Below are 24,212 nucleotides of genomic sequence, written 5' to 3' on the forward strand. Positions count from 1 at the left end.
CCTCGCGCTGAACTCCTCTCACCGCTTGCGGCGCCGCCCCGTGCCGAAGATCGCGCGGCTGAACTCGCGTCCCGCGGCGCTGGCCGCGGACCGCAGGAAGCTCTGCATGGGCTTACTGGTCAGCACCTCGGTGATGATGCCCGGTTCCTCGGGGACGGGTTTCGGTGCCGGAGCAGGCATGGGAGCGGGTGCCGGAGCCGGGATGGGTGCCGGTGCGGGCGCGTCGGCAGGCTCGCCGGGCGCCAGGGTGTTGGCGGCGAGCATCTCGTAGGCCGACTCGCGGTCGATCGACTGCCCGTACTTCGCATACAGGGGGCTGGCCTGGGCGGCGGCGGTGATCGCCTCCGCGCCGATGGCATCCATCGACGAACGCGGCGGACGCACAACCGTCCACGCGACGGGAGTCGGTGCACCCTTCTCCGACAGCACCGTCACCACGGCCTCGCCGGTACCCAGCGAGGTGAGGACCTGCTCGAGCTTGTAGACCTCCGAGATCGGGTAGGTCTTGACCGTCTTCTTCAGCGCCTTCTGATCGTCGGGGGTGAAGGCGCGCAACGCATGCTGGATGCGGGCGCCGAGCTGCGACAGCACTTCGTTGGGGATGTCGGTGGGCAGCTGCGAGCAGAAGAACACACCCACGCCCTTCGAGCGGATCAGCTTGACCGTCTGCACGACCTGGTCGATGAACGCCTTCGACGCGTCGTCGAACAGCAGGTGCGACTCGTCGAAGATGAAGACCAGCTTCGGCTTGTCGAGGTCGCCGACCTCGGGCAGGAACTCGAAGAGGTCGGCCAGGATCCACATCAGGAAGGTGGAGAACAGGGCGGGCCGGGCGGCCTGTGCGCCGAGTTCGAAGAGCGTGATGATGCCGCGACCGTCGGCGGCGAGGCGGATGAGGTCGGCGGGTTCGATCTCGGGCTCACCGAAGAACGTGTCGCCGCCGTCGGCCTCGAGATTGGTCAGGGCGCGCAGGATCACACCCGCGGTCTGACGCGAGACCCCGCCGATGTTCTTGAGCTCCTCCTTGCCCTCGTCACCGGTGAGGAAGGCGATCACCGACCGCAGGTCTTTCAGGTCGAGCAGCGGCAGGCCCTTCTTGTCCGCCCAGTGGAAGATCAAGCCGAGGGTCGATTCCTGGGTGTCGTTGAGTCCCAACACTTTGGACAACAGGATCGGGCCGAAAGACGTGATCGTCGCCCGGATGGGCACGCCGATGCCGGTGTCACCGAGCGAGACGAACTCGACGGGGTGAGCGGCGGGCTGCCAGGAGTCGCCGGTCTGCTGTGCACGCGCGACGATCTTGTCGTTGCCGACGCCCTCGCGGCTCAGCCCGGAGAGGTCCCCCTTGATGTCGGCCATCACCACGGGCACACCGTTGGCGGAGAGCTGCTCGGCCAGCAACTGCAGCGTCTTGGTCTTGCCGGTACCCGTGGCGCCGGCAACGAGGCCGTGCCGGTTCATCATCGCGAGCGGGATGCGCACCGACGCGGTGGCGTCGACCTGACCGTCCACCGACACCGTCCCCAGTTCGAGAGAGGTCGAGGCAAAGGCGTAGCCGGCGGCGATGGTCTGAGCAGGGCTGAGGGCTTCGGTCACGAGGGACACAATAGCCCCCGGAACACCGCTGTTCTCCGTCTGACGCGGGCTTGTCGTGCCGGTTCGTTAAGGTTGTCGGGTGCAGGACAAACTGGTGTGGATCGATTGCGAGATGACCGGCCTCCGACTCGAGTCGGACAAGTTGATCGAGATCGCGGCCCTGGTCACCGACGGTGATCTCAACATCCTGGGTGACGGCGTCGACGTCGTCATCCACGCCGACGACGAGGCTCTCGCGTCGATGCCGGACGTCGTGACCAAGATGCACGCCGATTCCGGTCTCACCGAAGAGGTACGCGCGTCCACCGTCACGCTGGTCGAGGCGGAGAAGTTGGTGCTCGACTACATCCGCAAACACGTGACGACGCCCGGCGCCGTCCCGCTGGCCGGCAACTCGATCGCCACCGACCGCGGCTTCATCGCCCGCGACATGCCCGAACTCGACGCCTACCTGCACTACCGCATGGTCGACGTCAGTTCGATCAAGGAATTGGCCCGGCGCTGGTTCCCCAAGGTGTACTTCGGGCAGCCCGACAAAGGACTCGCCCACCGCGCCCTCGCCGACATCCGCGAGTCGATCCGCGAGCTCCGTTATTACCGCGCAGCAGCCTTCGTGCCTGCTCCCGGTCCCGACGTCGATGCGCTCGCGAAGATCGTCGAGGATCTCGGACCCGCCTGAAAACGCAGGTCAGATAACCGATTGGAGTTCTGCGGCATCTACCCGCTAGAGTGTTCTTGGCTCTGAGGCCAGGTGCGAAAGCCCAGGTTTCCGATGCCGATGGTGGATGTAGTTCAGTTGGTAGAGCACCAGGTTGTGATCCTGGCTGTCGCGGGTTCGAGTCCCGTCATCCACCCCGACGAGTGGGAGGTCCGAATTTCGGACCTCCCACTTTTCGTTTTCGCCGAGAAGTTCCGCCTGCTGTCGATATCGGGTCCGACCGTACGTCACCATGGTGTCGGGCCACTCCGGTCCGGCGGCAGATGAGGTGGAGGAACGATGAAATACGCACTGCTGCTCATGGGACATGTCGACGACCCGGCGTGCGGCGAGGAGGGTGGTGCCACGCCCGAGGAGTTCTTCGCGTTCGACGAGGAGATCACCAAGGCCGGCGTCGTGGTCAGCTCTTTCGCCCTGGAGGACGAACGCGCGGTCGTGCACACGAACGGCACCGGGGAGCGTGTGGTGGCGTCGTCGGGTCCGTTCGCCGAGGTTCGCGAGTTCGTCGGCGGTGTCTACGTCATCGACGTCGCCGACATCGACGAGGCTATCGAATGGGCTCGTCGTAGCCCGGGATCGGCACCTGGCGGTCACGTGGAGATCCGGCCGCTTGCACCGTACTGAGCCGTGAACGGGCCATCCGACCGCTCGGCGGGCGCGCCTCTCGCGGCCCGTCGAGCGGTCGCCACGATCGACCGCGACGTCCGCACACGTGTCATCGCCACCCTCACCAAGAGATTCGGCGACCTCGACCGTGCCGAGGACGCACTCCAGGACGCGCTGACCCAAGCGCTGATCACCTGGCCGCGGTCCGGCGTCCCCGAATCGCCGGAAGCATGGCTGATCACGACGGCCAAGCGTCGGGTGCTCGATGCGCTGCGCCGGGAGAACGTCCTTGCCGGGAAACTCGTTCAGCTCCAGAGTGATTGGGACCGCGCGCCCGTTCCGGCGGACTTCGGCGACCCCGCCGACATCACGCAGCCGGCTTTGCCCGACGAACGTCTCGGTATGTTCTTCGCGTGTACCCACCCGGTTCTACGGATCGAGGACCGGATCGCGCTCATGTTGCGATTCGTCGCCGGGCTGACCACACCCGAGGTCGCGCACGCCCTCCTGATACCGGTTCCGACCGCACAGCAGCGACTCGTGCGCGCGAAGAAGCGGATCAAGGCACTGGGTGTCCCGTTCCATGCGCCACGCCCCGACGACCTGCCCGCCCGTCTCGGCGGCGTCCTGCGCGTTGTGTACCTGCTGTATTCGGAGGGCTTCGCACGGTCGACGGGCAGCTCGCACATCCGCGACGACATCACCGCCGAGGCCATCTCCCTCGCGCGGACGCTTCAGGGACTGCTCCCCTGCGCCGAGACGGAGGGCCTGCTCGCACTACTGTTGCTCACCGAGTCGAGGCGGCCCGCACGGGTGGGCCCCGACGGCCGTCCGATCGCGCTGTCCGACCAGGACCGCGCCCTCTGGGACGCGGAGCTGGTGACGGAGGGTACCGCACTCGCCGAATCCGCTGCAGCACAACGTGACGCGGGCGCGTACACGATCCAGGCAGCGATCGCCGCGGTTCATGCGGAGGCGCGAACCGCCGAGGACACCGACTGGGCGCAGATCGCCGTCCTCTACCGCCTGCTCGAGGCGCACGACCCCGGCCCGGTGGTCAGGGTCGGACGGGCGGTCGCCATCGGACGGGCTTTCGGACCGTCACGAGGACTGGAACTGCTCGACCGGCTGGCGTCGAACACCGCGCTCGAGCGCTACCGCCCTTTCCATGTGGCGCGGGCACTGACACTCGCGGAACTCGACGATCATGACGGCGCAGCGGCCGCCTACCGTCGCGCACTCGAACTGCCCGGCAACGAAGCCGAAGACGACTATCTCGCAGGCGCTCTCACCGGGCTGACGCGGGACTTCTGACGACGGACAGATCCCGTTGCGCCGGCTACTCCTCGTCCGAGGAGTCAGACGAGGACGCGTCGGAACTCGACCGACTCTTCTTCTGCGGAGTGGGCACCGGGTCGGAGTCCTCGCTCTCGGCTGCAGGCGCCTCGGCCGCGGGTGCGTCCTCGGTCGGGGGTGCGTCCTCGGTCGGGGCCGCGTCCGGTTCACCGGGTTCTGGCGCGTTCGCGATGGGTGCGGGTGTGGACGTCGTCGAGGTCACCGGCACCTCCGGGTCCGGGAGGACGAACGTGAAACCCGCTGTGCCCTCGGGCTTCCACATCGCCGTGCCGGCCGTACCGGGCGCGGTGAACGTCACCCATCCGGTGTAGGTCTGGCCCGGCGCCAGCTGATCCGGCAACTCCGGCCCTTCGTTCGGCGCCCGCCCGGGTGCCTGTTGCACTCCCCCGACGATCGCGGCGAAGTCATCCCAGTCGACCGACGACAACCGTCCTTCGTCCTCGGTGTCCGACGTGGTCACGGCCATCTTCACCGCGACCGTCGATCGTGCGCCGTCCGAGGGAGCCGTGGACCCGACCCCGACCTTCTGGATCGTCGCCGTACCGAGGTCGGTGCCATCGGTGGCGATCACCGGGAACTGCTCCCCGACGTCGACGTCGGTCGGGGTCGTCGGCCCCTGCTTCAGCGCCGGAGTCTCGGCGGCTCCGCTCTCGGAAGAGCTTGCGGACGAGGAGCTCTCGGACTCGGACTTCTCAGAGCTCGAGCTCTGCGACTCACTGCTCTCCGCCGCCGAGGTCTCCGCGGACTCGGACTGCGTGGCGCTTTCCGATGACGGAGAAAGGCGTGCCATCCGAGCGGCAGCGCCGGCGGCGACCGGCTGGACGACGCTGGGAAGCGCCTCCCCGATACCGCATTCGGCCCGGACGAACTGGACTGTGACTGTCCACACGACGTCCATGGTGATTGCGTCCTTGATGTCGACATCGAGCACCAACGTCGACAGAGCTGTCTTGGCGGTCTTCGTCACGATGCTCTTCATCGTCCCCTGAACCCGGAATCCAGCCGCCAGAACGTTGTTGATCGTCGTGGTTCCCCCCGCTCCGGGTACTGGGAAAGAGTTCGAAGACAACCCGACACGGAAGTTGCCTCCCGACGGTGCCACCGCACTGGTGGAAACGACGTTCCCCCAGTCGTCGGTCGTACAGCTCACCGAAGCCTGATACTGACTGTCGTCGGTGTTCAGAACTGTGGCGAGCAGAGTCGGCCACAGCTCGACCTCCTTCGCATACGACGCCGCAGTTGCGGTGACGTTCCCACCGGGGCCGACCGAGTAGGTGGCTGATGACCGCCCGTCCGCGACCACTGTTCCCAGGAGCAGCAACCCGGTGCTGCGGCTGTGCGTCCAACCACTCTGGCTTGGCGTCGTTGCCGAACCGGGGCTGGTGTGGGTGTAAGTGAGACTCGTTGCGGTGAACTCGCCGATTGTGATAGCACGGTTGGTGATGGCGTGCGCCGTCACCGACCTCGCGTAGCCCTTGAGCACCTCGCCACGAGTGAATGTGGCGCTCGCGAACACCTTGTCATTCCATGCCGCGAGCACGCCGGTTGTCTGTGCGATCACGCCGAGGATCGCGATGAGGCCGACGACGGAGATCAGGATCTTGCTTCGCTTGGTGAGGTTCATGCTTGCCGTGTGTCTCTATGAGTTGCGGTGGAACTGAGGGTGAGGAGCGCGGGGAATCGGCAGTCTCGTCTTCGCGGCGGCCGTTGGGAGACTTCGGCCAGAAGGCCCAGAGGACGAGGAGTGCCGCTCCCAGGGTGATGGCGCCGAGAACATAGGGATTCGACAACCAGACGATCTGTTTCGCGAGACCCGGTGCGTGCCAGACGACTTTCCGCACCTGACTGACGCGGTAGGGCTCCGGGTCGGGGTTCGGGTTCGCGTCGCCCTGCATGCCGATGAGGGCTTCACCACCGCCGAGTTGCTTCACGGCGATGGCCCGGTGAGTGATCGGCTTCAGACCGACCCCACGGTCGACGGTGATGATGTCACCGACCTTCACCTCGGTCGCCGGGATCTCGTGCACGACAGCGATGGATCCCTGCGGAATCGTCGGGTCCATCGAGCCGGTCTTGAACATGACGATCGTGTAGTTACCCACGAAGGCAAGGACTGTCAGCGCGATACACAGGACGCCGAACACGGCGAGAATGTTCAGTCCCCAGTCGACGAGCCGACTCCCCAGCGAGCGCGTCGCCGGACGCGTCGCGTGCGACTCGACGGACAGCGGCTCGGTGGGCGTCGAGTCCGGTGCCGGCGGCATCGGCACCACCGGGATGGGCACTGTCGGCGCGTCCGAAGCCGGGATGCACACCCTCGGAGCCGGTGTCCACACAGCACGCGGGGCGGGTTCCACGACCCTCAGCGGTTCGGTAACCGTCCACGAGTCCCGGATCCCGGACACATCCGTGTCGGGTCGGCCGGTACCGGGATTCGCGGTCGTCGTCATCGAGCAGTCTCTCTGGGTCGGTGGTGCGGATTCGCCGGCAGGCGATGCAACTGCGTGTCGTGAGAAGCCTTCGACCCGGCGGCGACTTGCGGCGGGAAGGAACACCCACGCCGCCGGATCGAGGACGACTCACGGGTTGTCGACGCTCTGCGCCTTCATCTCCCAGCGCGGGGTGACACTCGTGTCGACGAGGAGGTTCGGGTTGGCGTTGGCCGGCAAGGTCACCTCGAAGTCGATCTTCTTGGCCGTGTTCTTGGTGACCCGGAACGTCGTGGCAACGCCACTGGTGCTCAACTGCTTGTTGTTCACCAAGGTGGTGCTCCCGTCCTTGATGGTCACGTAGAGCGCCTGGGCGAGAGTGTTGGTCGCGTTCGCGGGGGCTTGGATGGTGACATCGGCGTCCATGAAGCCCTTGGTCTCCTTGAGCCAGAAGCTTCCCTTCGTGGTCTGGCCCGGCATCAGGTTGATCGGATTCACACCCGCCACCACCGGGAACGAGATGACACCGGGCGCGGCGCTGTCCGCATACTCGTCGAAGTTGGTGCCGTCGACACTCGCCTGCACGTTCCATGCGGTGTCACCGATGCCGAAGGTTCCGGCACCGAACACGGTGTCGTTCCACGCGGCGAGGGTGACCACAGCGCCAACGCCGAGGACTGCACCGGAGGCGAGGATCGCCTTGCGCTTGCGGCTCTTGCGGTTGCGCTCTTCGTCGGTCAGGGGGGCGCTGGTGGGGGTCTGGTTGTTGGTCATCTTCCGTCCATCATTCTGCGGGGGGCGTAGCTCATTGCTACTCACGAGTAAATTAGATTGTCTCGGCGTTTTGGTTATCCGTTTTTCTGAGATTAGTCCTGTGAAGTCACTCACCGCCTCTAGGTCATTTGTTCCAGAATTCTGATTACATCTGTTGTCGTATCTATCGGCCGTTTGGGTTACAGATCCAAATGGACATTTGATCAAGATCATTAATGTCCCGAAATTTACGACAATGGTCATTGGTATTTCGTCAACAGCTATTGGCATACATCGGCAGCGGCCTACTCCGAGTCGCCTTCCACCTTTAAGCCGGCCTTGTTGATGGTGTCCGCCAGCCAGACGCCCAGCCACGCGATCGCACTCCTACCCACTTCGTCCACGACGAGCTTCGCGTAGTCGGTGTGCGAGGTCCCCGAGTAGAAGTCCTTCGCCGTGACGGCGTCGCGGATCAGCGACGCCGGGTCGGTGATGGCCTGCTTCGTGACGATCCTGGCCAGCTCCCTGCCGAGCTCCTTGAACTCGGGCGAGATCAGTTCGGACAACACCCCGGAGTTCCCCTCGCCCGCGCCCTCGTCGTCGGAGGCATCGACGGTCGTGTCCGCGACCAACGAGGCGAGCTCCTTCCCCAGCTCCAGAACCTCCTCGGCCGAGACCTCGGTGTCGGGGATCGATGCTGCACCGACTCGTGCCCCCACCGTCCCCGCCGCCGTCCAGGTCAGCTCCTGAACCTCCCCGACCAGGTCCGCGCTCCGTTCGATGTCCACCCGATCGAGTACGCGGCAGATCGAGGCGCCGACCTTGGTGAGACCCGTCTGATCCGGAATGAGGTCGAGGATGCGGGCGGTCTTCGCGTAGTCCACCTTGTCCGCAAGCTTCACGAATGGGCGCAACTGCGTGTTCACACGCCCCGCGACCTGATGGGCCGAGCGAAGGTCTCCCACCCCGATGAGCTGCGGCAATCGACGAATGTCCGCACCCATACCGGCATAGTCGATCCTTATGATCGCGCCGATGACGTCGATGGCGGTCTCGACGGCGTCCGCCACATCCTCGGCCCCCTCACTGAGAACGGTGCCGATCTTGCCCAGGACGGGATGGCGCCGCTTGTCGATGGAGCAGTAGAGGTCGGAGGGTGCACATATGCTCGTGACCTTCCCGGACAGCCTCCCCATCCCCTCAGGTCGCGGGTCGGCGATCCCGATGCCGCGTGGCCTCGGGCCGACGGTCTTCTGACCAGCCGTTCCGTTACCGGGGTCGGCGAGCAGGCCGACTGCCAGCACCTTGTCCGCCGGGATCGGGCCGTCACCGTTCCCGATCGCCGCGGCGAGATCTCCCGCCGCGTCAGCACCCTGGCTGTAGCCACTGATCGTGAACTTCAGATCGGGATCGGCTTCCGCCCAGTCGGCGAGGACCTTCGACGCGTTAGCGATCGCGGTGGCCTTGCTGTCCGCGTACGTCCGCCCGTTGTCGAAGGCGCGGGCCATGTATGGCAGGAAGTAGATGGTCGCCGAGTCGCCGTGCGTCCGCGAGATCGAGTCGGCCACCCCGGCCAGTGCGCCGGTGGCATGGGTCGGGTCAGCGGCCGCATCGGTTTCCCAGGTCCCGGGAATGAAGAGGTTGAAGGTGGGAACCGTCTGAGGCGGAGCGGCGACGCCGGCGCCAGACCCTCCGAATGCGGTAACCGCAACGCTCGCGGCGAGCGCCATTCCACCGAGACCGATGGCCCATTGTCGAGCGGAACGGGATCGGCCGAATTGAGACGATCTACTGGTTCTGTCGCACGCGTGGCGGGGCTTGCGCGCAGAGGGAGAGAGCTTCATGAGGGAATGTCACAAATCTTCACATCGTTGGGGAGACGGAACAACAGACGCGGACAGAGATGGCCTTTCGACCCCTTTTCCGCATCGTTGTTACTTGTCAGTAGATATGAATGTTCGACTATTACGGGACGATTTCAAGAATCCCCGGAAAACACTTTCGGCACCCCGCGCGGCTCCGTTTCATAGGTGAAACTGAATATGATTGTGGCACAATGGATTTCGGATAACGACGCAGGTAGGACCATGTTGGACAAATGATCCTGTGTGAGTGAGATCACCAGTGTGATGTCAGCGTTTTCGATAACGAACTCTCGAGATCGACTCAGGTGACACGACGGGGCCCGGAACCGCCGGGGGTAGCGGGTCCGAGCCCTCGCCGAAGATCCGGCGTCAGGTCACTCGATCGCTGTCAGGGTCACTCTTGCGATCGGGAGAGAGGTCCAGCCGACGGAGCAGCTGTGCATTGAGCGCGACGACGACCGTCGACACCGACATCAAGATCGCGCCGACGCTCATCGGCAAAACGAATCCGATCGGCGCCAACACACCGGCCGCGAGGGGGACCGAGATCAGGTTGTACCCGGCCGCCCACCACAGGTTCTGCACCATCTTCCGGTAGCTCGCCCGTGACAACTCGATCACCGAGAGCACCGACCGCGGGTCCGAGGACGCCAGGATCACACCCGCCGAGGCGATGGCGACGTCGGTACCGGCTCCGATGGCGATGCCGACGTCGGCCTGCGCGAGTGCCGGCGCATCATTGACCCCGTCACCCACCATCGCGACCCGCTTGCCCTCGCGCTGCAGCTCGGCCACCCTCTGGGCTTTGTCCTCCGGCCGGACACCGGCGTAGACGCGGTCGATCCCCAGATCCCGAGCCACGTCCTCGGCCACCGCCTGCGCGTCCCCGGTGACCATCACCGCTTCGACCCCACGGCGGCGAAGACCGTCGACCGCCTCGCGCGACTCCGGTCGCACCTCATCGGTCAGCGCCAGCGCTCCGACGACCCCACCATCGGCCACGACATGGAGAATGATCGCCCCCTCGTCACGCCAAGTCCCGACAATCGGGAGCTCCGCGACACCCTGGCTGTCGAGCAACCTCGGCCCGCCCACCGCGACGAGCGTTCCGTTCACGCGCGCCGAGACACCCACCGCCGGTGAGGAGGTGAAGTCCTGCGCCGCCGGCACCTCCAGGTCCCGACCCCGGGCGGCCTCGACGATCGCAACGGCAAGCGGATGCTCGCTGTCCGCCTCGGCCGACGCCGCCAGCACCAGCACCTCGTCCGATGTGCGGCCGTCCGCGGGTTCGACGGCGCGCAGCGTCGGAGCGCCACGGGTCAGCGTCCCGGTCTTGTCGAAGAGCACGGCGTCGACCGACCGCATGGTCTCGAGGGCGAGCCGGTCGGAGATCAGCACTCCCCCTCGCGCCGCGCGCTCCGTCGCGATCGACACCACCAACGGGATGGCGAGACCGAGGGCGTGCGGGCAGGCGATGACGAGCACCGTGATCACCCTGACGACCGCCGAATCCGGCATGCCCACCGAGGTCCAGACGACGGCCGTGACAGCCGCCGCGGCGACGGCGAACCAGAAGAGCCACCCGGCGGCGCGGTCGGCAAGACGTTGGGCCCGCGACGACGAGGCCTGCGCCCGGGCGACGAGCCGTTTGATCCCGGCCAGCGCGGTATCGTCACCGATCGCGGTGACCCGCACACGGACCGCAGAATCCGTGGCGACCGTCCCGGCGACCACGCGATCGCCGACCGATCGTCGTACCGGTCGCGACTCACCGGTGATCATCGACTCGTCCACATCCGCCGTGCCGTCGACGACTTCCCCGTCGGCCGGGATCGATGCGCCGGGCCGGACCAGTACGACGTCTCCCACCTCCAGTTCGAACACCTGGACAGTGACCGTTCCGGCACCGTCGACCTTCTCCGCCTCGTCGGGCAGCAACGCGGCCAGCGAGTCGAGGGCCGATGTCGTCTGGGCCAGCGCTCGCATCTCGACCCAGTGCCCCAGCAGCATGATCACGACGAGGAGCGCCAGCTCCCACCAGAAGTTCAGCTCGCTGTCCAGCAACTCGAGACTCGCGCCCCACGACGCGACGAAGGCGACGGTGAGGGCCAATCCGATGAGCAGCATCATCCCCGGAGTGCGGGACCTGACCTCCGCGACCGCGCCGGTGAGGAACGGCCGGCCGCCCCACAGGTAGATGACCGTGCCCAGAACGGGCGAGATCCACATGACCCAGCCGTGGTGAGGCAGCGAATAACCGATCAGGTGGGCGAACATCTCGTTGAACGCCACGGTCGGGATGGCCAGCACCGCCATGATCCAGAACAGCCGGCGGAACCGGCCGACGTGGTCGGCGTGACCGCCGTGATCGCCACCAGCGTGCTGGTGACCTTCGTGCATACCCGTGTCGTGCCCGGGGTGGGTCGATGTAGCACTCATGCGACCGACTATATACCCCCTACCCGTATACCGTAAGAGCCAATTTTCGTTGCGGGGTTCGCCGGTGCCCAGCCCGCCGAGGGAGACGCGATAGCACACACCTCCGACAAGCGCGGGCCACCTACCTGATCGCGATAAGCGTTGCACGGCAGCAGGATTACGCGTACAGTCGAACATGCATTCGACAACGGCATCGGGGGGTGACCGTCTTGACCGAAAACCCGCAGACCGACGTCAGGCCGTCGACCCGCGCCTCCGAACTCGTCCAGGAACTGCACCGGCTCGCCACCGAACTGCAGACCGCCGATCTGACACAGTGCTCCGATGCCGAGCTCGTCGACGTCGCCGCCGACACCGAACGCGCCATCGCCCGACTCACTTTCGCCGGCGACCGACAGATCATCGAGATCGCCGACCGCGACCTACCCCACAAGACCGGCCACCGCAGCATCACCCAGTTCATGACCCACCGCCTACGCGTGGCCGACCCCATGCGCCGCACCAAACAACGCCACGCGACCGCCACCCACCTCAGCCCGACCGGCGAACCACTCGAACCCGAACGCCCCGCTCTGGCAGAGGCATTGGCCGACGGCAAGGTCAGCACCTCCCACGTTCGGGCAGTACTCGACGTCCTCGACCAGATCCCACACGCCACCGACCACGACGTGAAAGTCGCCGCCGAACGACAGATGACCGAGATCGCCGTCGACCACACCCCCGCCGACATCACCGCCCTCGGGGCGCGCTTGGTGGCCCACCTCGACCCCGACGGCACACTGACCGACGACACCGACCGCAAACGTCGCCGCAATCTGTCGGTCAACCGGCAACGCGCCGACGGCACCGCCAAGATGACCGCCAACCTCACACCCGAGCTGCTCGCCCGGGTCACCATGCTGCTCGCCGTCTGGGCCAAACCCGGTATGAACAACCCCGACGACCCCGACTCCCCCCACGGTTCCATCGAGGACGCCGACCCCGAGGCGGTCGAAGCCGCAGCCGCACGCGATGACCGCACCCCCGCCCAGCTCAACCACGACGCCCTCAACGCACTCCTGAAAGCCGTGTTCGACGACGGACTCCTGGGTAAGAGCCACCGCGGGTTGCCCATCCAGCTGATCATCAAAGCCGATCTCAACGACCTACGACGCGAAACCGGGTTCGCCACCACCGCCACCGGCACCCTGATCCCGATCACTGACCTCGTCAACCTGGCCGCGGACGCACAGCCCTGGCTGGCGGTGTTCAAAGACGCCACCGCCGTCCCGCTGTACTTCGGGCGCGGCAAGAGGTTGGCCACCCGTGAACAACGTCTCGTGTCCTTCGCCCGACCCGATGGCGAGGTCTGTTCCACCCCAGGCTGCGGCATATCCGCCGCGCACGTGGAACTGCACCACGCGCAACTGGATTGGGGTCTCGGTGGACTCACCGACATCACCGACCTCGCACCGGCGTGCCCGAAACACAATCGGATGGTCAGCAATGAACCCGGCGGCTACACCACCCGCATGGTCCGTGAAGGTCCCGACGAAGGCCGCTGCGCCTGGCGGTTGAACGCCGAACCCGGCGCACCACCCCAACCCCGAACACATCAACCGGCGACCCGACATACCCCGACGATTCGCCGAACACCTACAACACGTACGCACCGAAATCCACGGACCCGAACCGGCGCCCGGCGATACCCCACGCCTACAGATGCGTCAGGTCATCGACCTCCGCAACGCCTCCGACGCCGAAGCCACCCTCGCCTCACTACTCCTCGCCGCGGCGTACCCAAGGCTCGCAGCAGTATGACGTTGTGCCCGGAAACCGGGCACAACGTCATACTGATCGACTGCAGTCCCTATTCAGGCGCGGGGATGTCCAGCCCGAGGTCGAGCACGGTCACCGAATGGGTGAGCGCACCGACGGCGAGGTAGTCGACGCCCGTGCGGGCGTAGTCCTCGGCGACGTCGAGCGTGAGGCCGCCGGAACTCTCCAGCTTGGTCTGCGGCGACTTGGTGTTGCGTCGCTGCACGGCCATCTGGGTTTCCCACGGCTCGAAGTTGTCGAGCAGCACCAGCTGCGGCTCGAGAGGCAGAACCTCGTCGAGCTGGGACAGCGAATCAACCTCGACCTCGACCGGCAGACCCGGAGCCGCCGCGCGGACCGCCTCCAGCGCCGCGGCGACCGAACCGGCGGCGACGACGTGGTTGTCCTTGATCAACGCGGCGTCGCCGAGACCCATGCGGTGATTGACTCCCCCACCTGCGCGCACCGCGTACTTCTGCAGCAGTCGCAGACCGGGGAGCGTCTTGCGGGAATCACGGATCTGGGCCGACGTACCGGCGACCGCGTCGACCCACGCCCGGGTCGCAGTCGCGATCCCCGACAGGTGGCAGATGAGGTTGAGCGCGGTGCGTTCCGCCGTCAGGAGCGCGGCCGTCGGAGCGTGGACCCGCAGGACCGTGTCACCGGGTTCGACGACACCACCGTCGGCGACCGCGTCCGTCACCTCGAAGTTGCCCTCGCCGATGACCTCGTCGAACACCGCGATCACCACCGGCACACCGGCGATGACGCCATGTGCGCGGCTGACGATCGCGGCGTCGACCACGGCGCCGGCCGGGACGGTCGAGGTCGTGGTGACGTCGGGTCCGTACCGGAGATCCTCATCGAGGGCGGTGCGGATCAGGGCACGGATCTCATCGTCGACGACCAGTTCCAGTGATCCACCGGCCGAGGCCTGTCCGATGAAACCCTCACTCACCGCGGAGCGTCCGGTCACTCGCCCGAACCCGGATTACCGATCGCGATCATCCGCTCGACGCTCTTGCGGGCCTTCTCCGCGACGTCGATGTCGACGAACACCTCGTCGCGACCCTCACGGAGACAGCGCAGCAGCGCAGCCGGGGTGATCATCTTCATGTAGGGGCACGACGCGCGGTCGTTCACGGCCTGGAAGTCGACGCCCGGTGCGGCCTTGCGCAGCTGGTGCAGCATGCCGATCTCGGTGGCGACGAGAACCTGCTTGGCGCCCGTCTCACGGGCAGCGTCGAGCATGCCGCCGGTCGAGAGGATCTTCACGCGGTCCTCGGGCACCGCACCCTCGCCCGCCAGATAGAGAGCCGACGTGGCGCAACCGCATTCGGGGTGGATGAACAGGTCGGCATCGGGGTGCGACGCGGCCTGGTCGGCCAGCTCGTCACCGTTGATACCGGCGTGCACGTGGCACTCGCCCGCCCAGATATGGATGTTGTCGCGGCCGGTCTCGCGCTTGACGTGCGCGCCGAGGAACTGGTCCGGGAGGAACAGCACATCGCGATCGGGATCGATCGACGCGACCACGTCGACGGCGTTCGACGAGGTGCAGCAGATGTCGGTCAGGCCCTTCACCTCTGCCGTGGTGTTCACATACGAGACCACGAGCGCATCGGGGAACTCTGCCTTCCAGGCGCGCAGCTCGTCGGCGGTGATCGAGTCGGCGAGCGAGCATCCGGCGCGCTCGTCCGGGATCAAGACGCGCTTCTCCGGGCTGAGGATCTTGGCGGTCTCCGCCATGAAGTGCACACCGCAGAAGATGATCTCGTCGGAGTCGACCTCGGCCGCGATACGCGACAGGGCCAGCGAATCACCGACGTGGTCGGCGACGTCCTGAATGGCGGGAAGCTGGTAGTTGTGCGCGAGCAGGGTCGCGTTGCGGGCACGTGCGAGGCGACGAACCTCGTCCGCCCACTCCTGAGTCGGTTCGACACCGGCGTAGCCGCCCGGTGCGTCGAACCATTCGGCATCCATGAGCGCCGAACCCGAAACAGCTGGCGCGGTCACGGCCGCCGGGCGATCACTGGTGATGCTCATTGCCACTCCTCTGGCTGTCCCGGCGGACGTCTACGACCACCGGGTCATCGGTGTCCCCGGAGCACGGGCCGTGTGTCCGAGGCAGGGTTTTCGACTCATGGTCGAAAACGCTATGCATCGTAACATTCACCACACTCCGTTCATTCCCGTCGCCCCTACGCCCCCGAACCGGCCGACCGGTCAGGAACACATCAGGGCGTCGAGGTACCGCTCGGTGATCCTCGCCTGTGCGATCCGTCCGATCGGGCCGCCGAGCCGGGTGAACCACCGACCCGGTCGTGAGAAGGCGACGATATGGGCGATCACGGAGTCGTCCGGGAGTCGCTCGACCCAGAACCGCTCCTCCCCGATCTCCGGATGACCGGACAGGGTCCCGTAGGCGAAGCCGCGCTCGGCGCCTGCATCGCTCGACACCGTATCGATCACCTCGATGACCCGACACGCAGCGGAGATCCGCACCGGGCCGATGCCCAAGCGCATCGTCACCGCCGAACCGACCGCAGCAGGCGGGGTTGACGCGTCGACCCCAATTCCGGCGCGACGATGCATGTCCCAGTTCAGGATTCGGCCTGCAGCGGTGAAGAAGCACTTCTCACCCGCACCGATCACGCGCGAGCGACGCAGATGGTGGTAGCCCGCCGGCAGCTTTCCGGCGGTCGCACCGACCTCGCGATACGTGAGGCCCGACGGGTGCGGGGTCACCCGGCGCGCGCCACCTCGGCGTCGAGGCCCGAGTCAGAGATGACACGGGCCAGGTCGTCGAGCGAGGTGTCCAGCGACCGCGCGAGTGCAGCGATCGTGGCGAACGCGGGCGTCGGCATGCGGCCGGTCTCGATCTTGCGCAGCGTCTCCGGGGAGATCCCGGCACTGACGGCCACCTCACCGAGGGGGCGGGCGCCGCGGAGTTCACGCAGGCGGGCGCCCAGACGGCGACCGGCGGCGATCTGTTCCGGGGTCAACGGGTTGCGGACCATGCCCCGAGCCTAACGGATGCGGTATAGATATACCGCATCCGTGGTATTTCTATACCGGAGCAGCACTCAACACAGAGGGGAACGAGAATGGTCGAGCTGAAGTCACCGTCCGAGGTCGACGCCATGGGGGTGACCGGGGCGTTCATCGCGGATCTGCTCGCCGACCTCGCGGAACGGGCCGACGTCGGCGTCAATCTCCTCGACCTCGAGCAGCGCGCCCGCGACCTCATCACCGAGCGCGGCGCGAAGTCCTGCTACTGGGACTACTCGCCCTCGTTCGGGCGCGGCCCCTTCCGCAACGTCATCTGTCTGTCGGTGAACGACGCGGTCCTGCACGGACTCCCCCACGACTACGTCCTGGCCGACGGCGACCTGCTGTCCATGGACATCGCGGTCTCGATCGACGGCTGGGTCGCCGACTCCGCCCGCAGCGTCATCGTCGGCACACCCCGCCCGGAAGATCAGCGGCTCGTCCAGGCGACCGAAGAGGCCCTGGCTGCGGCCATCGACGCCGCCCGCCCCGACGCCCGGCTCGGCGACATCTCCGCCGCGATCGGAGCCGTCGCCAAGTCCTACGGATACCGCGTCAACACGGAGTTCGGCGGCCACGGCCTCGGTCGCACGATGCACGAGGACCCGCATGTGGCGAACATCGGCAAAGCCGGGCGCGGAATGAAACTGCAGCCCGGACTGACACTGGCGCTCGAGCCCTGGTTCACGCTCGGCACCGAACGCATCAAGTTCGACGCCGACGGCTGGACGATCCGTTCGTTCGACGGCTCCCGCGGTGCCCACAGCGAACACACCATCGCCGTCACCGACGGTGCGGCACGCGTGTTGACGTCGCCGGTTCGCTGATCACCGGGCGGCGGACCCATACAATCGACGCCATGCCAGCCGCCGGGTCCGACCCCTCCAGTTCCGACGGCTCACCAGCGTTGACCAACGGCACCGTGCGTGTCGAGGTCCTCAGCGTCGTCTTCCAGGTCCGCACTCCGCCTTCCGCGGACGGCAGCGACGCTCACCCTGCGCTGTGCGTCCTGCTCTCCCACACCGACGCCGAATCCGGTCGCTGGTCGCTGCCGGGCGGCGACGTCGCCGGTGACGAGACATTGTCGGTCGTCGCCCGCCGACTCGTCGCCGACACGATGGACGTCCGCGACATCGCCCACCTCGAGCAACTGTCGGTCTTCTCCGATCCGGGACGTGTTCCCGACGTACGCACGATCGCGTCGACCTACATGGGACTCGTCCGCTCGGACAGCCCGGTGACCCTGCCCGAGGGGGCGGCCTGGTTCGCCGTCGACGCGTTGCCGCCGGTGGCCTTCGACCACGCCGAGATCATCGACACCGCGCGGCATCGCCTGGCGGCCAAGCTCTCCTACACCAACATCGCCTTCGCACTGGCCCCAAAGCAGTTCCCGATGTCGGAGCTGTCGGAGATCTACTGCGCCGCACTCGGTTACCCGGTGGACACGACCAACCTGCTGCGCATCCTGAGCCGACGCGCCGTGGTGGTGTCCACCGGCACCGTCGGCAAGACGGGCCGCTCCGGCGGGCGGCCGCCGGCGCTCTATGCGTTCGCCGACAACGAATTACGCGTCACAGATGAGTTCGCGACGCTGCGTCCGCCGATGTGAGGTCCGATCCGGTCGGATCGTCGGCAGGGTGGTCGTCATCGAGATCTCCGACGCCGAGGTCTGCCGTTCGTGAGGACAACACGCACACCAGGTAGATGAGCGCGAAGGCGAACGGTGCGCAGATGAGCAGCGTCCAGGGCGCGCTGTGTCCGGCGCGAGTACCGCCGTCGAGCCAGAGGTCGGGCACCACGCGGTACACGGACTCCAGCGGGAGGCCGGCGATGCCGTCGTCGAACCGAAAGCCCGCCAGCCACATTCCGAACTGAGCGCCGATCGCGGATCCGCCCACCGTGCCGACTGCCGGGACCAGGAAACCGGTGACACCGCGCCACGGCCGCGCCGCTGCCCACGCGACGAGTGCGGCGACGCCGCCGTAGATGAACATGATCAGCGCGAAGGCGCCGACCCCGCCGAACTCGGTCGAGATGTCGTCGCGGGTCAGCCCCTTCAGGACGACGCCGGTGGTCGGCGGCGTCACCAGTGCCCAGATCGCGCCGGCGACCGCGCCGAGCACGATCACTGCCGCGGTCACCGTGAGAAGGGTCGCAACCGACCGGGCGGGACGCCGTCCGGACACCCGATCGCTCACCGACGACCCAGCTCGGCCGAGTCGACCGTCCCGTGGCGCGAGCACCGGGCGCTCCAGCCGTCGGGGCGCACCTGCACGACCATGCGGCGTCCGCACTGTCCACAGAAGCGCGGCGGTTCAAGCCCCAGCCGCGCGGCAGGCGGGATGGCGTCGGGTGCCTGCAGTTCCAGTTCGAGGCCGGTGTACACGCCGAACCTGCACGGTTCGGCGAGCGGCCCCGGGACGGTGTCGATCATGAGAGAACACGCTACCGATCGTCTGGGATTGTCGGGAGTGGCGGAGATGTCAGATCGTGTCGTTGAGCGACTTGATCGGCATCGACAGGTCGCTGAGGAGGTCGAGGTCGTCCTCTGCGGGCCGGCCGAGCGTCGTCAGGTAATTGCCGACGATGACCGCGTTGATGCCGCCGAGAATGCCCTGCTTGGCGCCGAGGTCGCCCAGGGTGATCTCGCGGCCGCCGGCGAAGCGCAGGATGGTGCGCGGCAGGGCGAGACGGAACGCGGCCACCGACTTCAGTGCCTCCGACGCCGGCAGCACGTCCAGATCACCGAAGGGCGTACCCGGACGGGGGTTGAGGAAGTTCAGCGGCACCTCGTCGGGCTCGAGAGCGGCCAGATCGGCGGCGAACTCGGCGCGCTGCTCCAGGCTCTCCCCCATGCCGAGGATGCCGCCGCAGCACACCTCCATGCCGGCCTCGCGCACCATGCGCAGCGTGTCCCAGCGCTCCTCCCAGGTGTGGGTGGTGACGACGTTCGGGAAGTGACTGCGCGCGGTCTCGAGGTTGTGGTTGTAGCGGTGCACGCCCATGTCGCGGAGCTGGTCGACCTGCTCCTGGGTGAGCATGCCGAGGCTGCAGGCGATCTGGATGTCGACCTCGTTGCGGATGGCCTCGATACCGGCGGCGACCTGGCTCAACAGGCGCTTGTCGGGGCCACGGACGGCGGCGACGATGCAGAACTCGGTCGCACCGGTCTTCGCGGTCTGCTTGGCGGCCTCCACCAGCGACGGGATGTCGATCCAGGCGCTGCGCACCGGTGACGCGAAAAGGCCCGATTGCGAGCAGAAGTGACAGTCCTCGGGGCAGCCCCCGGTCTTCAGCGAGATGATGCCCTCGACCTCGACCTCCGGTCCGCACCACTTCATGCGCACGTCGTGGGCGAGCTGCAGCAGCTCGGTCAGGCGATCGTCGTCCAGGCGCAGCACGGCCAGGACCTGCTCACGGTCGAGCGGTTCGCCGCGCCCGAGCACCTGTTCGCGGGCGATGGCGAGGATGTCGTCGGACGTCTGTGCGCCGCGGGTCGTATCGACGGTTGCCTGGGTCACGGGCTGAACTCCTTGTACTGGAACTGATCTGGTTCGGGCGGGCTGAATCGGGCTATGAGGTCTGGGCGAGCGAGGTCGGATGGCCGGTGAGAGATGCGGCGACCCAGTCGGGGTCGAACCACGACGGGGCGGTTCGACGGAACTCCGCGGGCTCGAGGCCGGCGGCCCCGGCGGGCAGCACGCCCACCACCGGAACACCGGTGACCCGCGGCAGATCGGATCGATTGCAGCGCATCGCGAGGTCGGGCTCCTCTGGCCACCAACCGATCACGAGGCCGGCGGGCCGAAGCCCCCGTGCGCGAACCGCATCCACGGTCAACTCGGCGTGGTTGAGAGCACCGAGGCCGGGAGCCACGACGATGACGACGCCGTCGTCGGTGCCGGGCGCCAGGGTCTGGGCGGCGACGTCGAGGAGCGTGGCGGACTCCCCCAACCGCACCAGCACACCGCCCGCGCCCTCGACGAGCGTGAGGTCATGGGTGGCCGCGAGGTCGTCGACCGCGCGCACGATGACGGCCGGATCGGCGAACGGCATCCCCGCACGCCGCGCCGCGGTGTCCGGGGCGAGCGGCTCCGGGTAGCGGTAGGACTCGACCGTGGTCACGTCCCCGGCGAGGCGTGAGACCTCGGCGAGGTCGCCGGGTTCGGCTGGGGCGACACCGGTTTGGACGGGTTTGCAGACGGCAACACTCCCCCCGTGGCCCGCAGCCGCGAGGGCCGCCGTTGCCACCGTCTTGCCGACGTCGGTCGAGGTGCCGGTGACGGCGAACACGCGACCGCGGGTAGCTGGCGCCGGCGCGCTCATCGGGCACCCACCTCGCGGAGCGCGGCGTCGACGACCTCGGCGACGTGGTCGAGGGTCGCGGCGTCGAGGTCGGCGCGGACCGTGATCCGCAGGCGGGACGTGCCCGGCGGGACCGACGGTGGGCGGAAGCACCCGACCAGGACTCCGCGGTCACGGCAGGCCGCGGCCGCGTCGACGGCACGCTGCGGATCACCGACGATGATCGAGATCACCGCGGCGGCAGGCTCGTCGACGCCGCAGGCGCGTGCCAGATGACGGGCATTGTCGCGCAACCGGTCCGGCAGCGCCGGGTCGGCACGCAGTATCCGCAATGCGGCACGCGCGGCGCCGACCGCTGCCGGATTGAGTCCGGTGTCGAAGATGAAGGGGCGCGCGCAGTCGATCAGGTGCGACCTCAGGATCTCCGGTCCGAGGACCACCCCGCCCTGCGCCCCTAAAGACTTCGACAGCACCGTGGTGACCACCAGATCGGGCGCGCCGGAAAGTCCCTGCTCGGCAACGAGTCCGCGCCCACCTGGGCCACGGACGCCGACGGCGTGGGCCTCGTCGACGAGCAACACCGCGCCGTGCGCGCGGGCCGCGGCATACAAGTCGGCAACGGGCGCGGGCTCACCGTCGATGCTGTACACCGAATCGGTGACGACGAGCGCCCGCTCCTCGGTGCGCTCGGCAAGGGCGGCCCGCACGGCCTCGTGATCGCCGCGGTCGACGACGACCACGCGCGCCCGGGACAGCCGGCAGCCATCGATCAGCGACGCATGCGACCCGGTGTCACTGACAATCAGATCGCCGCGTCCGGCGAGTGCGGTCACCGCACCCACGTTGGCGAGGTAGCCAGACGAAAAGGCCAGTGCGGCAGGGAAACCCAGGAAGTCGGCCAGTTCGTTCTCGAGGTCGACATGGGCCTGGGTGGTGCCGACGACGAGCCTCGACGCCGTCGATCCGCCACCCCACTGCGCGGCCGCGGCCTGCGCACCGGCGATGACGTCGGGGTGCGTCGACAGTCCGAGGTAGTCGTTCGAGCCGAGATTGACGGCGTCGGCACCGGCTCGTCGGACATGCGGCTCGCGATGCAGGCCGGCCTCGGCACGATCGCGTGCGGCACGGGCGAGCCAGGCGAGTCCGACCGCACCCGAGGTGACATCCTGGCCGGCCACCGGCTGTCCCGCGGCGATGGTCATGATCGCGCCGCCACGAGTTCGGAAAATGCAGAGGATGTTTCGCCGAGCGTGGCACGCACGGCCGCGGAGATCCCGCGGACGATCGTCGCGACGTCGTCGGGGGTGCAGATGAACGGTGGCATCGTGTAGACGAGGTTGCGGAAGGGCCGCAGCCACGCGCCGGCGTCCATTGCAGCCGCGGTCGCCGCCGACATGTCGACGGGACGGTCGAGTTCGACCACACCGATCGCACCGTGCACCCGGACGTCGACGACGCCGTCGAGGTCCCGCAACGGCGTCAGCCCCTCGGCGAGACCCGCTCCGATCTCCGCCACGCGCTCGGCCCACGGGGTTTCGAGCAGCAGCTCGATGGCCGCGACAGCGACCGCGCAGGCGAGCGGGTTGGCCATGAAGGTCGGGCCGTGGGCGAGTCCGCCGGCCTCCCCCGCGCTGATGACCTCGGCGAGATGGGACGTGCAGAGCGTTGCGGCGAGCGTCATGTACCCGCCGGTGAGCGCCTTGCCGACGCACATGATGTCGGGGGCGACGTGTGCGGCATCGGCGGCGAAGAGTGTTCCGGTACGGCCGAATCCGGTGGCGATCTCGTCGAAGATCAGCAGGACGCCGTGACGGTCGCAGATGTCGCGCAGGGCGGACAGATATGCAGGATCGTGGAAGCGCATACCGCCGGCACCCTGGACGACAGGCTCGACGATGACGGCGGCGAGTTCGTCGCGGTGCTCCCGGACCGCGGCCTCCAGCGTGGTCACGTATTCCGGGCGGAAGTCGGCCGGGGGCGCGTCGACGAAGACCTGCTGCGTGAGGACCGCCGACCACATCGAGTGCATTCCGCCGTCGGGATCACAGACGCTCATCGGCGTGAAGGTGTCGCCGTGGTAGCCGCCGCGCCAGGTCAGCAACCGGGTGCGCCGCGACTCCCCGCGGCTGCGCCAGTACTGCAAGGCCATCTTGGCCGCGACCTCGACCGCGACCGATCCCGAGTCGCAGAAGAACACCTTCTGCAGTGGCTCGGGGGTGAGTTCGACAAGGAGTTGGGCGAGCCGCGCGGCCGGTTCGTGGGTGAGTCCCCCGAACATCACGTGCGACATCCGGCCCATCTGGACGGCGGCCGCGGCGTCGAGGCGCGGGTGCCGGTAGCCGTGGATCGCGGCCCACCACGAACTCATGCCGTCGACCACGGTTCGTCCGTCGGCGAGTTCGAGGTGAACCCCCGACGCCGAGGTGACCACCAGCGGTCGGGTCGTCGCGGGCAGCGCCCCGTAGGGATGCCAGATGTGCTCGGCGTCGACACGGCTGATCTCGGCCTGGTCCACGGCGCGCTCCTCCTGATTCTCTCTCCCCCGGATCGCCTGGACACCGTCCAGGATTCCTGAACACCGTACAGGGAATGCCTGGACGGTGTACAGGTAGCTCGCGTGGGCTGCTCCGACCGGGGTCACTACGCTGACCGCGTGAGCAACACCCGCACCGACGTCCTCCGCGCTGCCCGCGACATCCTGCGCGAGCACAGCCTGGCCGACCTGTCGATGCGCCGGCTCGCCACCGAACTCGGGGTCCGCCCCAACGCCCTGTACTGGCATTTCCCCAACAAACAGACCCTGCTGGCCGCTCTGGCCGACGACATCCTGGGCGCGGTCACGATCCCGGCCGCCGACCTGGCGTGGGACGAGCGGCTCCGCCTACTCGCCACCGGCATGCGCGCGGCCCTGCTCGAGGTGCCCGACAGCGCCGAAGTCGTGTCCTCGAGCTGGGCCAGCGGACTGTCCACCAAGGCCATCGCCGCCGACATCGTCGCGGCCGGACATGCCGGCGGGCTCTCGCTGCGCGACGCGGAGGCCGTCAGCGTCGCGATCTGTCAGCTGGTTATCGGCCTGACCATCGAGGAACAGACCCGTGCGCAGATGGAACGTCTCGGCGTCATCGAACCGTCGGGCCGCGACTTCACCGGCGAGTTCGTCGACGGGCTGACGATCATCCTCGACGGGGCCCGCACCCGGGCGCGTCGCTGATCTCCCAAGACCCGTGACCAAGTCGACCGGGTGTCGCAACCGCCGCGGCTCAGGAATTCACAGCTTCTGCGGGTACATTGCTACCC

General features: G+C 67.5%; 22 protein-coding genes, 1 tRNA gene and 1 pseudogene. 8 read left to right on the forward strand and 16 right to left on the reverse strand.

The annotated features are described in order from the left end of the window. Positions 1-18: 18 nt before the first annotated feature. Positions 19-1,605: a helicase HerA-like domain-containing protein gene (locus tag RVF83_RS21015; RefSeq protein ID WP_005198885.1), complete on the reverse strand. Its 1,587-nt coding sequence runs from the start codon at positions 1,603-1,605 to the stop codon at positions 19-21. A gap of 70 nt (positions 1,606-1,675) precedes the next feature. Here RVF83_RS21015 and orn point away from each other — a divergent pair, with 70 nt between their 5' ends. The 4 genes from orn (at position 1,676) to RVF83_RS21035 (ending at position 4,234) form a co-directional block, all read left to right on the forward strand. Continuing rightward, entirely contained in the window at positions 1,676-2,275 is a 600-nt protein-coding gene (orn, locus tag RVF83_RS21020; RefSeq protein ID WP_005198884.1) for an oligoribonuclease, read from the forward strand. Between the two features lie 102 nt (positions 2,276-2,377). Next, positions 2,378-2,450, forward strand: a tRNA-His gene (locus tag RVF83_RS21025). Positions 2,451-2,593: 143 nt separating this feature from the next. Beyond that, a complete protein-coding gene (locus RVF83_RS21030; protein ID WP_005198883.1) occupies positions 2,594-2,938 on the forward strand; it encodes a YciI family protein in 345 nt (114 codons plus the stop codon). 3 nt (positions 2,939-2,941) lie between these two features. Next, positions 2,942-4,234: an RNA polymerase sigma factor gene (locus RVF83_RS21035; RefSeq protein ID WP_005198882.1), complete on the forward strand. Its 1,293-nt coding sequence runs from the start codon at positions 2,942-2,944 to the stop codon at positions 4,232-4,234. Positions 4,235-4,259: 25 nt separating this feature from the next. On the opposite strand, the gene RVF83_RS21040 is transcribed toward RVF83_RS21035, so the two are convergent. The 5 genes from RVF83_RS21040 to RVF83_RS21060 all read right to left on the reverse strand — a co-directional run bounded on the left by RVF83_RS21040 (position 4,260) and on the right by RVF83_RS21060 (position 11,762). Beyond that, on the reverse strand, positions 4,260-5,900 hold the full coding sequence (locus RVF83_RS21040; protein WP_039880506.1) for a hypothetical protein: 1,641 nt from the start codon (positions 5,898-5,900) through the stop codon (positions 4,260-4,262). Further along, positions 5,797-6,726: a signal peptidase I gene (locus tag RVF83_RS21045; protein ID WP_005198880.1), complete on the reverse strand. Its 930-nt coding sequence runs from the start codon at positions 6,724-6,726 to the stop codon at positions 5,797-5,799. Before RVF83_RS21045 ends, RVF83_RS21040 begins: the two co-directional genes overlap by 104 nt. A gap of 129 nt (positions 6,727-6,855) precedes the next feature. Then, positions 6,856-7,479 carry a SipW-dependent-type signal peptide-containing protein gene (locus RVF83_RS21050; RefSeq protein ID WP_005198879.1) on the reverse strand — a complete coding sequence of 208 codons (624 nt, stop codon included), beginning with the start codon at positions 7,477-7,479 and terminating at the stop codon, positions 6,856-6,858. A gap of 284 nt (positions 7,480-7,763) precedes the next feature. Continuing rightward, complete coding sequence (locus RVF83_RS21055) at positions 7,764-9,188, reverse strand: cutinase family protein (RefSeq protein WP_005198878.1); 1,425 nt, start codon at positions 9,186-9,188, stop codon at positions 7,764-7,766. Positions 9,189-9,692: 504 nt separating this feature from the next. Continuing rightward, positions 9,693-11,762 (reverse strand): heavy metal translocating P-type ATPase, encoded by a 2,070-nt coding sequence (locus tag RVF83_RS21060; RefSeq protein ID WP_083877535.1) that lies wholly within the window; start codon positions 11,760-11,762, stop codon positions 9,693-9,695. A gap of 200 nt (positions 11,763-11,962) precedes the next feature. Between RVF83_RS21060 and RVF83_RS21065 the strand changes: the two are divergent. Continuing rightward, positions 11,963-13,562, forward strand: a pseudogene (locus tag RVF83_RS21065) (DUF222 domain-containing protein). A gap of 49 nt (positions 13,563-13,611) precedes the next feature. On the opposite strand, the gene nadC reads toward RVF83_RS21065, so the two are convergent. The 4 genes from nadC to RVF83_RS21085 form a co-directional block, all read right to left on the reverse strand. Continuing rightward, positions 13,612-14,517, reverse strand: a complete 906-nt coding sequence (gene nadC / locus RVF83_RS21070; RefSeq protein WP_005198875.1) for a carboxylating nicotinate-nucleotide diphosphorylase — start codon at positions 14,515-14,517, stop codon at positions 13,612-13,614. A gap of 14 nt (positions 14,518-14,531) precedes the next feature. Next, positions 14,532-15,605, reverse strand: coding sequence for a quinolinate synthase NadA (gene nadA / locus RVF83_RS21075; protein WP_005198874.1), 1,074 nt, complete (start codon positions 15,603-15,605; stop codon positions 14,532-14,534). A 180-nt stretch (positions 15,606-15,785) separates the two neighbouring features. Continuing rightward, on the reverse strand, positions 15,786-16,307 hold the full coding sequence (locus tag RVF83_RS21080) for a DUF1990 family protein (protein WP_005198873.1): 522 nt from the start codon (positions 16,305-16,307) through the stop codon (positions 15,786-15,788). Next, positions 16,304-16,579 (reverse strand): helix-turn-helix transcriptional regulator, encoded by a 276-nt coding sequence (locus RVF83_RS21085; protein WP_005198872.1) that lies wholly within the window; start codon positions 16,577-16,579, stop codon positions 16,304-16,306. The genes RVF83_RS21080 and RVF83_RS21085 overlap by 4 nt, the downstream gene beginning before the upstream one ends. A gap of 87 nt (positions 16,580-16,666) precedes the next feature. Between RVF83_RS21085 and map the strand changes: the two genes are divergently transcribed. Further along, the gene (gene map / locus RVF83_RS21090; RefSeq protein WP_005198871.1) at positions 16,667-17,437 is read left to right on the forward strand and encodes a type I methionyl aminopeptidase; all 771 of its coding nucleotides are present in this window, start codon (positions 16,667-16,669) and stop codon (positions 17,435-17,437) included. Between the two features lie 32 nt (positions 17,438-17,469). Next, positions 17,470-18,219 carry an NUDIX hydrolase gene (locus tag RVF83_RS21095; protein ID WP_005198870.1) on the forward strand — a complete coding sequence of 250 codons (750 nt, stop codon included), beginning with the start codon at positions 17,470-17,472 and terminating at the stop codon, positions 18,217-18,219. Here the strand turns inward: RVF83_RS21095 and RVF83_RS21100 are convergent. Genes RVF83_RS21100 through RVF83_RS21125 form a run of 6 tightly spaced genes read right to left on the reverse strand, consistent with a single transcriptional unit; the run spans position 18,182 to position 23,430 of the window. Next, the gene (locus RVF83_RS21100) at positions 18,182-18,808 is read right to left on the reverse strand and encodes a DUF2567 domain-containing protein (RefSeq protein WP_005198869.1); all 627 of its coding nucleotides are present in this window, start codon (positions 18,806-18,808) and stop codon (positions 18,182-18,184) included. The two genes, RVF83_RS21095 and RVF83_RS21100, sit on opposite strands and share 38 nt — an antisense overlap. Beyond that, positions 18,805-19,044: a hypothetical protein gene (locus RVF83_RS21105; RefSeq protein ID WP_005198868.1), complete on the reverse strand. Its 240-nt coding sequence runs from the start codon at positions 19,042-19,044 to the stop codon at positions 18,805-18,807. The genes RVF83_RS21100 and RVF83_RS21105 overlap by 4 nt, the downstream gene beginning before the upstream one ends. A 49-nt stretch (positions 19,045-19,093) precedes the next feature. Then, positions 19,094-20,131 carry a biotin synthase BioB gene (gene bioB / locus RVF83_RS21110; RefSeq protein WP_005198867.1) on the reverse strand — a complete coding sequence of 346 codons (1,038 nt, stop codon included), beginning with the start codon at positions 20,129-20,131 and terminating at the stop codon, positions 19,094-19,096. A gap of 52 nt (positions 20,132-20,183) precedes the next feature. Further along, positions 20,184-20,936 (reverse strand): dethiobiotin synthase, encoded by a 753-nt coding sequence (bioD, locus tag RVF83_RS21115; RefSeq protein WP_005198866.1) that lies wholly within the window; start codon positions 20,934-20,936, stop codon positions 20,184-20,186. Further along, positions 20,933-22,117: an 8-amino-7-oxononanoate synthase gene (locus RVF83_RS21120; protein ID WP_005198865.1), complete on the reverse strand. Its 1,185-nt coding sequence runs from the start codon at positions 22,115-22,117 to the stop codon at positions 20,933-20,935. The genes bioD and RVF83_RS21120 overlap by 4 nt, the downstream gene beginning before the upstream one ends. Then, positions 22,114-23,430, reverse strand: a complete 1,317-nt coding sequence (locus RVF83_RS21125; RefSeq protein ID WP_005198864.1) for an adenosylmethionine--8-amino-7-oxononanoate transaminase — start codon at positions 23,428-23,430, stop codon at positions 22,114-22,116. The genes RVF83_RS21120 and RVF83_RS21125 overlap by 4 nt, the downstream gene beginning before the upstream one ends. A 138-nt stretch (positions 23,431-23,568) precedes the next feature. On the opposite strand from RVF83_RS21125, the gene RVF83_RS21130 reads away from it, so the two are divergent. Further along, on the forward strand, positions 23,569-24,126 hold the full coding sequence (locus RVF83_RS21130) for a TetR family transcriptional regulator (RefSeq protein ID WP_039880547.1): 558 nt from the start codon (positions 23,569-23,571) through the stop codon (positions 24,124-24,126). The last annotated feature ends 86 nt before the right edge of the window (positions 24,127-24,212 follow it).

This window comes from Gordonia rubripertincta, from assembly GCF_038024875.1.
GTDB lineage: Bacteria > Actinomycetota > Actinomycetes > Mycobacteriales > Mycobacteriaceae > Gordonia > Gordonia rubripertincta.

Coding starts and splice junctions, on each gene's coding strand:
- RVF83_RS21105 (WP_005198868.1), bottom strand. CDS start 19,044: ATGATCGACACCGTCCCGGGGCCGCTCGCCGAACCGTGCAGGTTCGGC.
- RVF83_RS21085 (WP_005198872.1), bottom strand. CDS start 16,579: ATGGTCCGCAACCCGTTGACCCCGGAACAGATCGCCGCCGGTCGCCGT.
- RVF83_RS21050 (WP_005198879.1), bottom strand. CDS start 7,479: ATGACCAACAACCAGACCCCCACCAGCGCCCCCCTGACCGACGAAGAG.
- RVF83_RS21095 (WP_005198870.1), top strand. CDS start 17,470: ATGCCAGCCGCCGGGTCCGACCCCTCCAGTTCCGACGGCTCACCAGCG.
- RVF83_RS21055 (WP_005198878.1), bottom strand. CDS start 9,188: ATGGCGCTCGCCGCGAGCGTTGCGGTTACCGCATTCGGAGGGTCTGGC.
- RVF83_RS21060 (WP_083877535.1), bottom strand. CDS start 11,762: ATGAGTGCTACATCGACCCACCCCGGGCACGACACGGGTATGCACGAA.
- RVF83_RS21045 (WP_005198880.1), bottom strand. CDS start 6,726: ATGACGACGACCGCGAATCCCGGTACCGGCCGACCCGACACGGATGTG.
- RVF83_RS21030 (WP_005198883.1), top strand. CDS start 2,594: ATGAAATACGCACTGCTGCTCATGGGACATGTCGACGACCCGGCGTGC.
- RVF83_RS21120 (WP_005198865.1), bottom strand. CDS start 22,117: ATGACCATCGCCGCGGGACAGCCGGTGGCCGGCCAGGATGTCACCTCG.
- bioD (WP_005198866.1), bottom strand. CDS start 20,936: ATGAGCGCGCCGGCGCCAGCTACCCGCGGTCGCGTGTTCGCCGTCACC.
- RVF83_RS21040 (WP_039880506.1), bottom strand. CDS start 5,900: ATGAACCTCACCAAGCGAAGCAAGATCCTGATCTCCGTCGTCGGCCTC.
- nadA (WP_005198874.1), bottom strand. CDS start 15,605: ATGAGCATCACCAGTGATCGCCCGGCGGCCGTGACCGCGCCAGCTGTT.
- map (WP_005198871.1), top strand. CDS start 16,667: ATGGTCGAGCTGAAGTCACCGTCCGAGGTCGACGCCATGGGGGTGACC.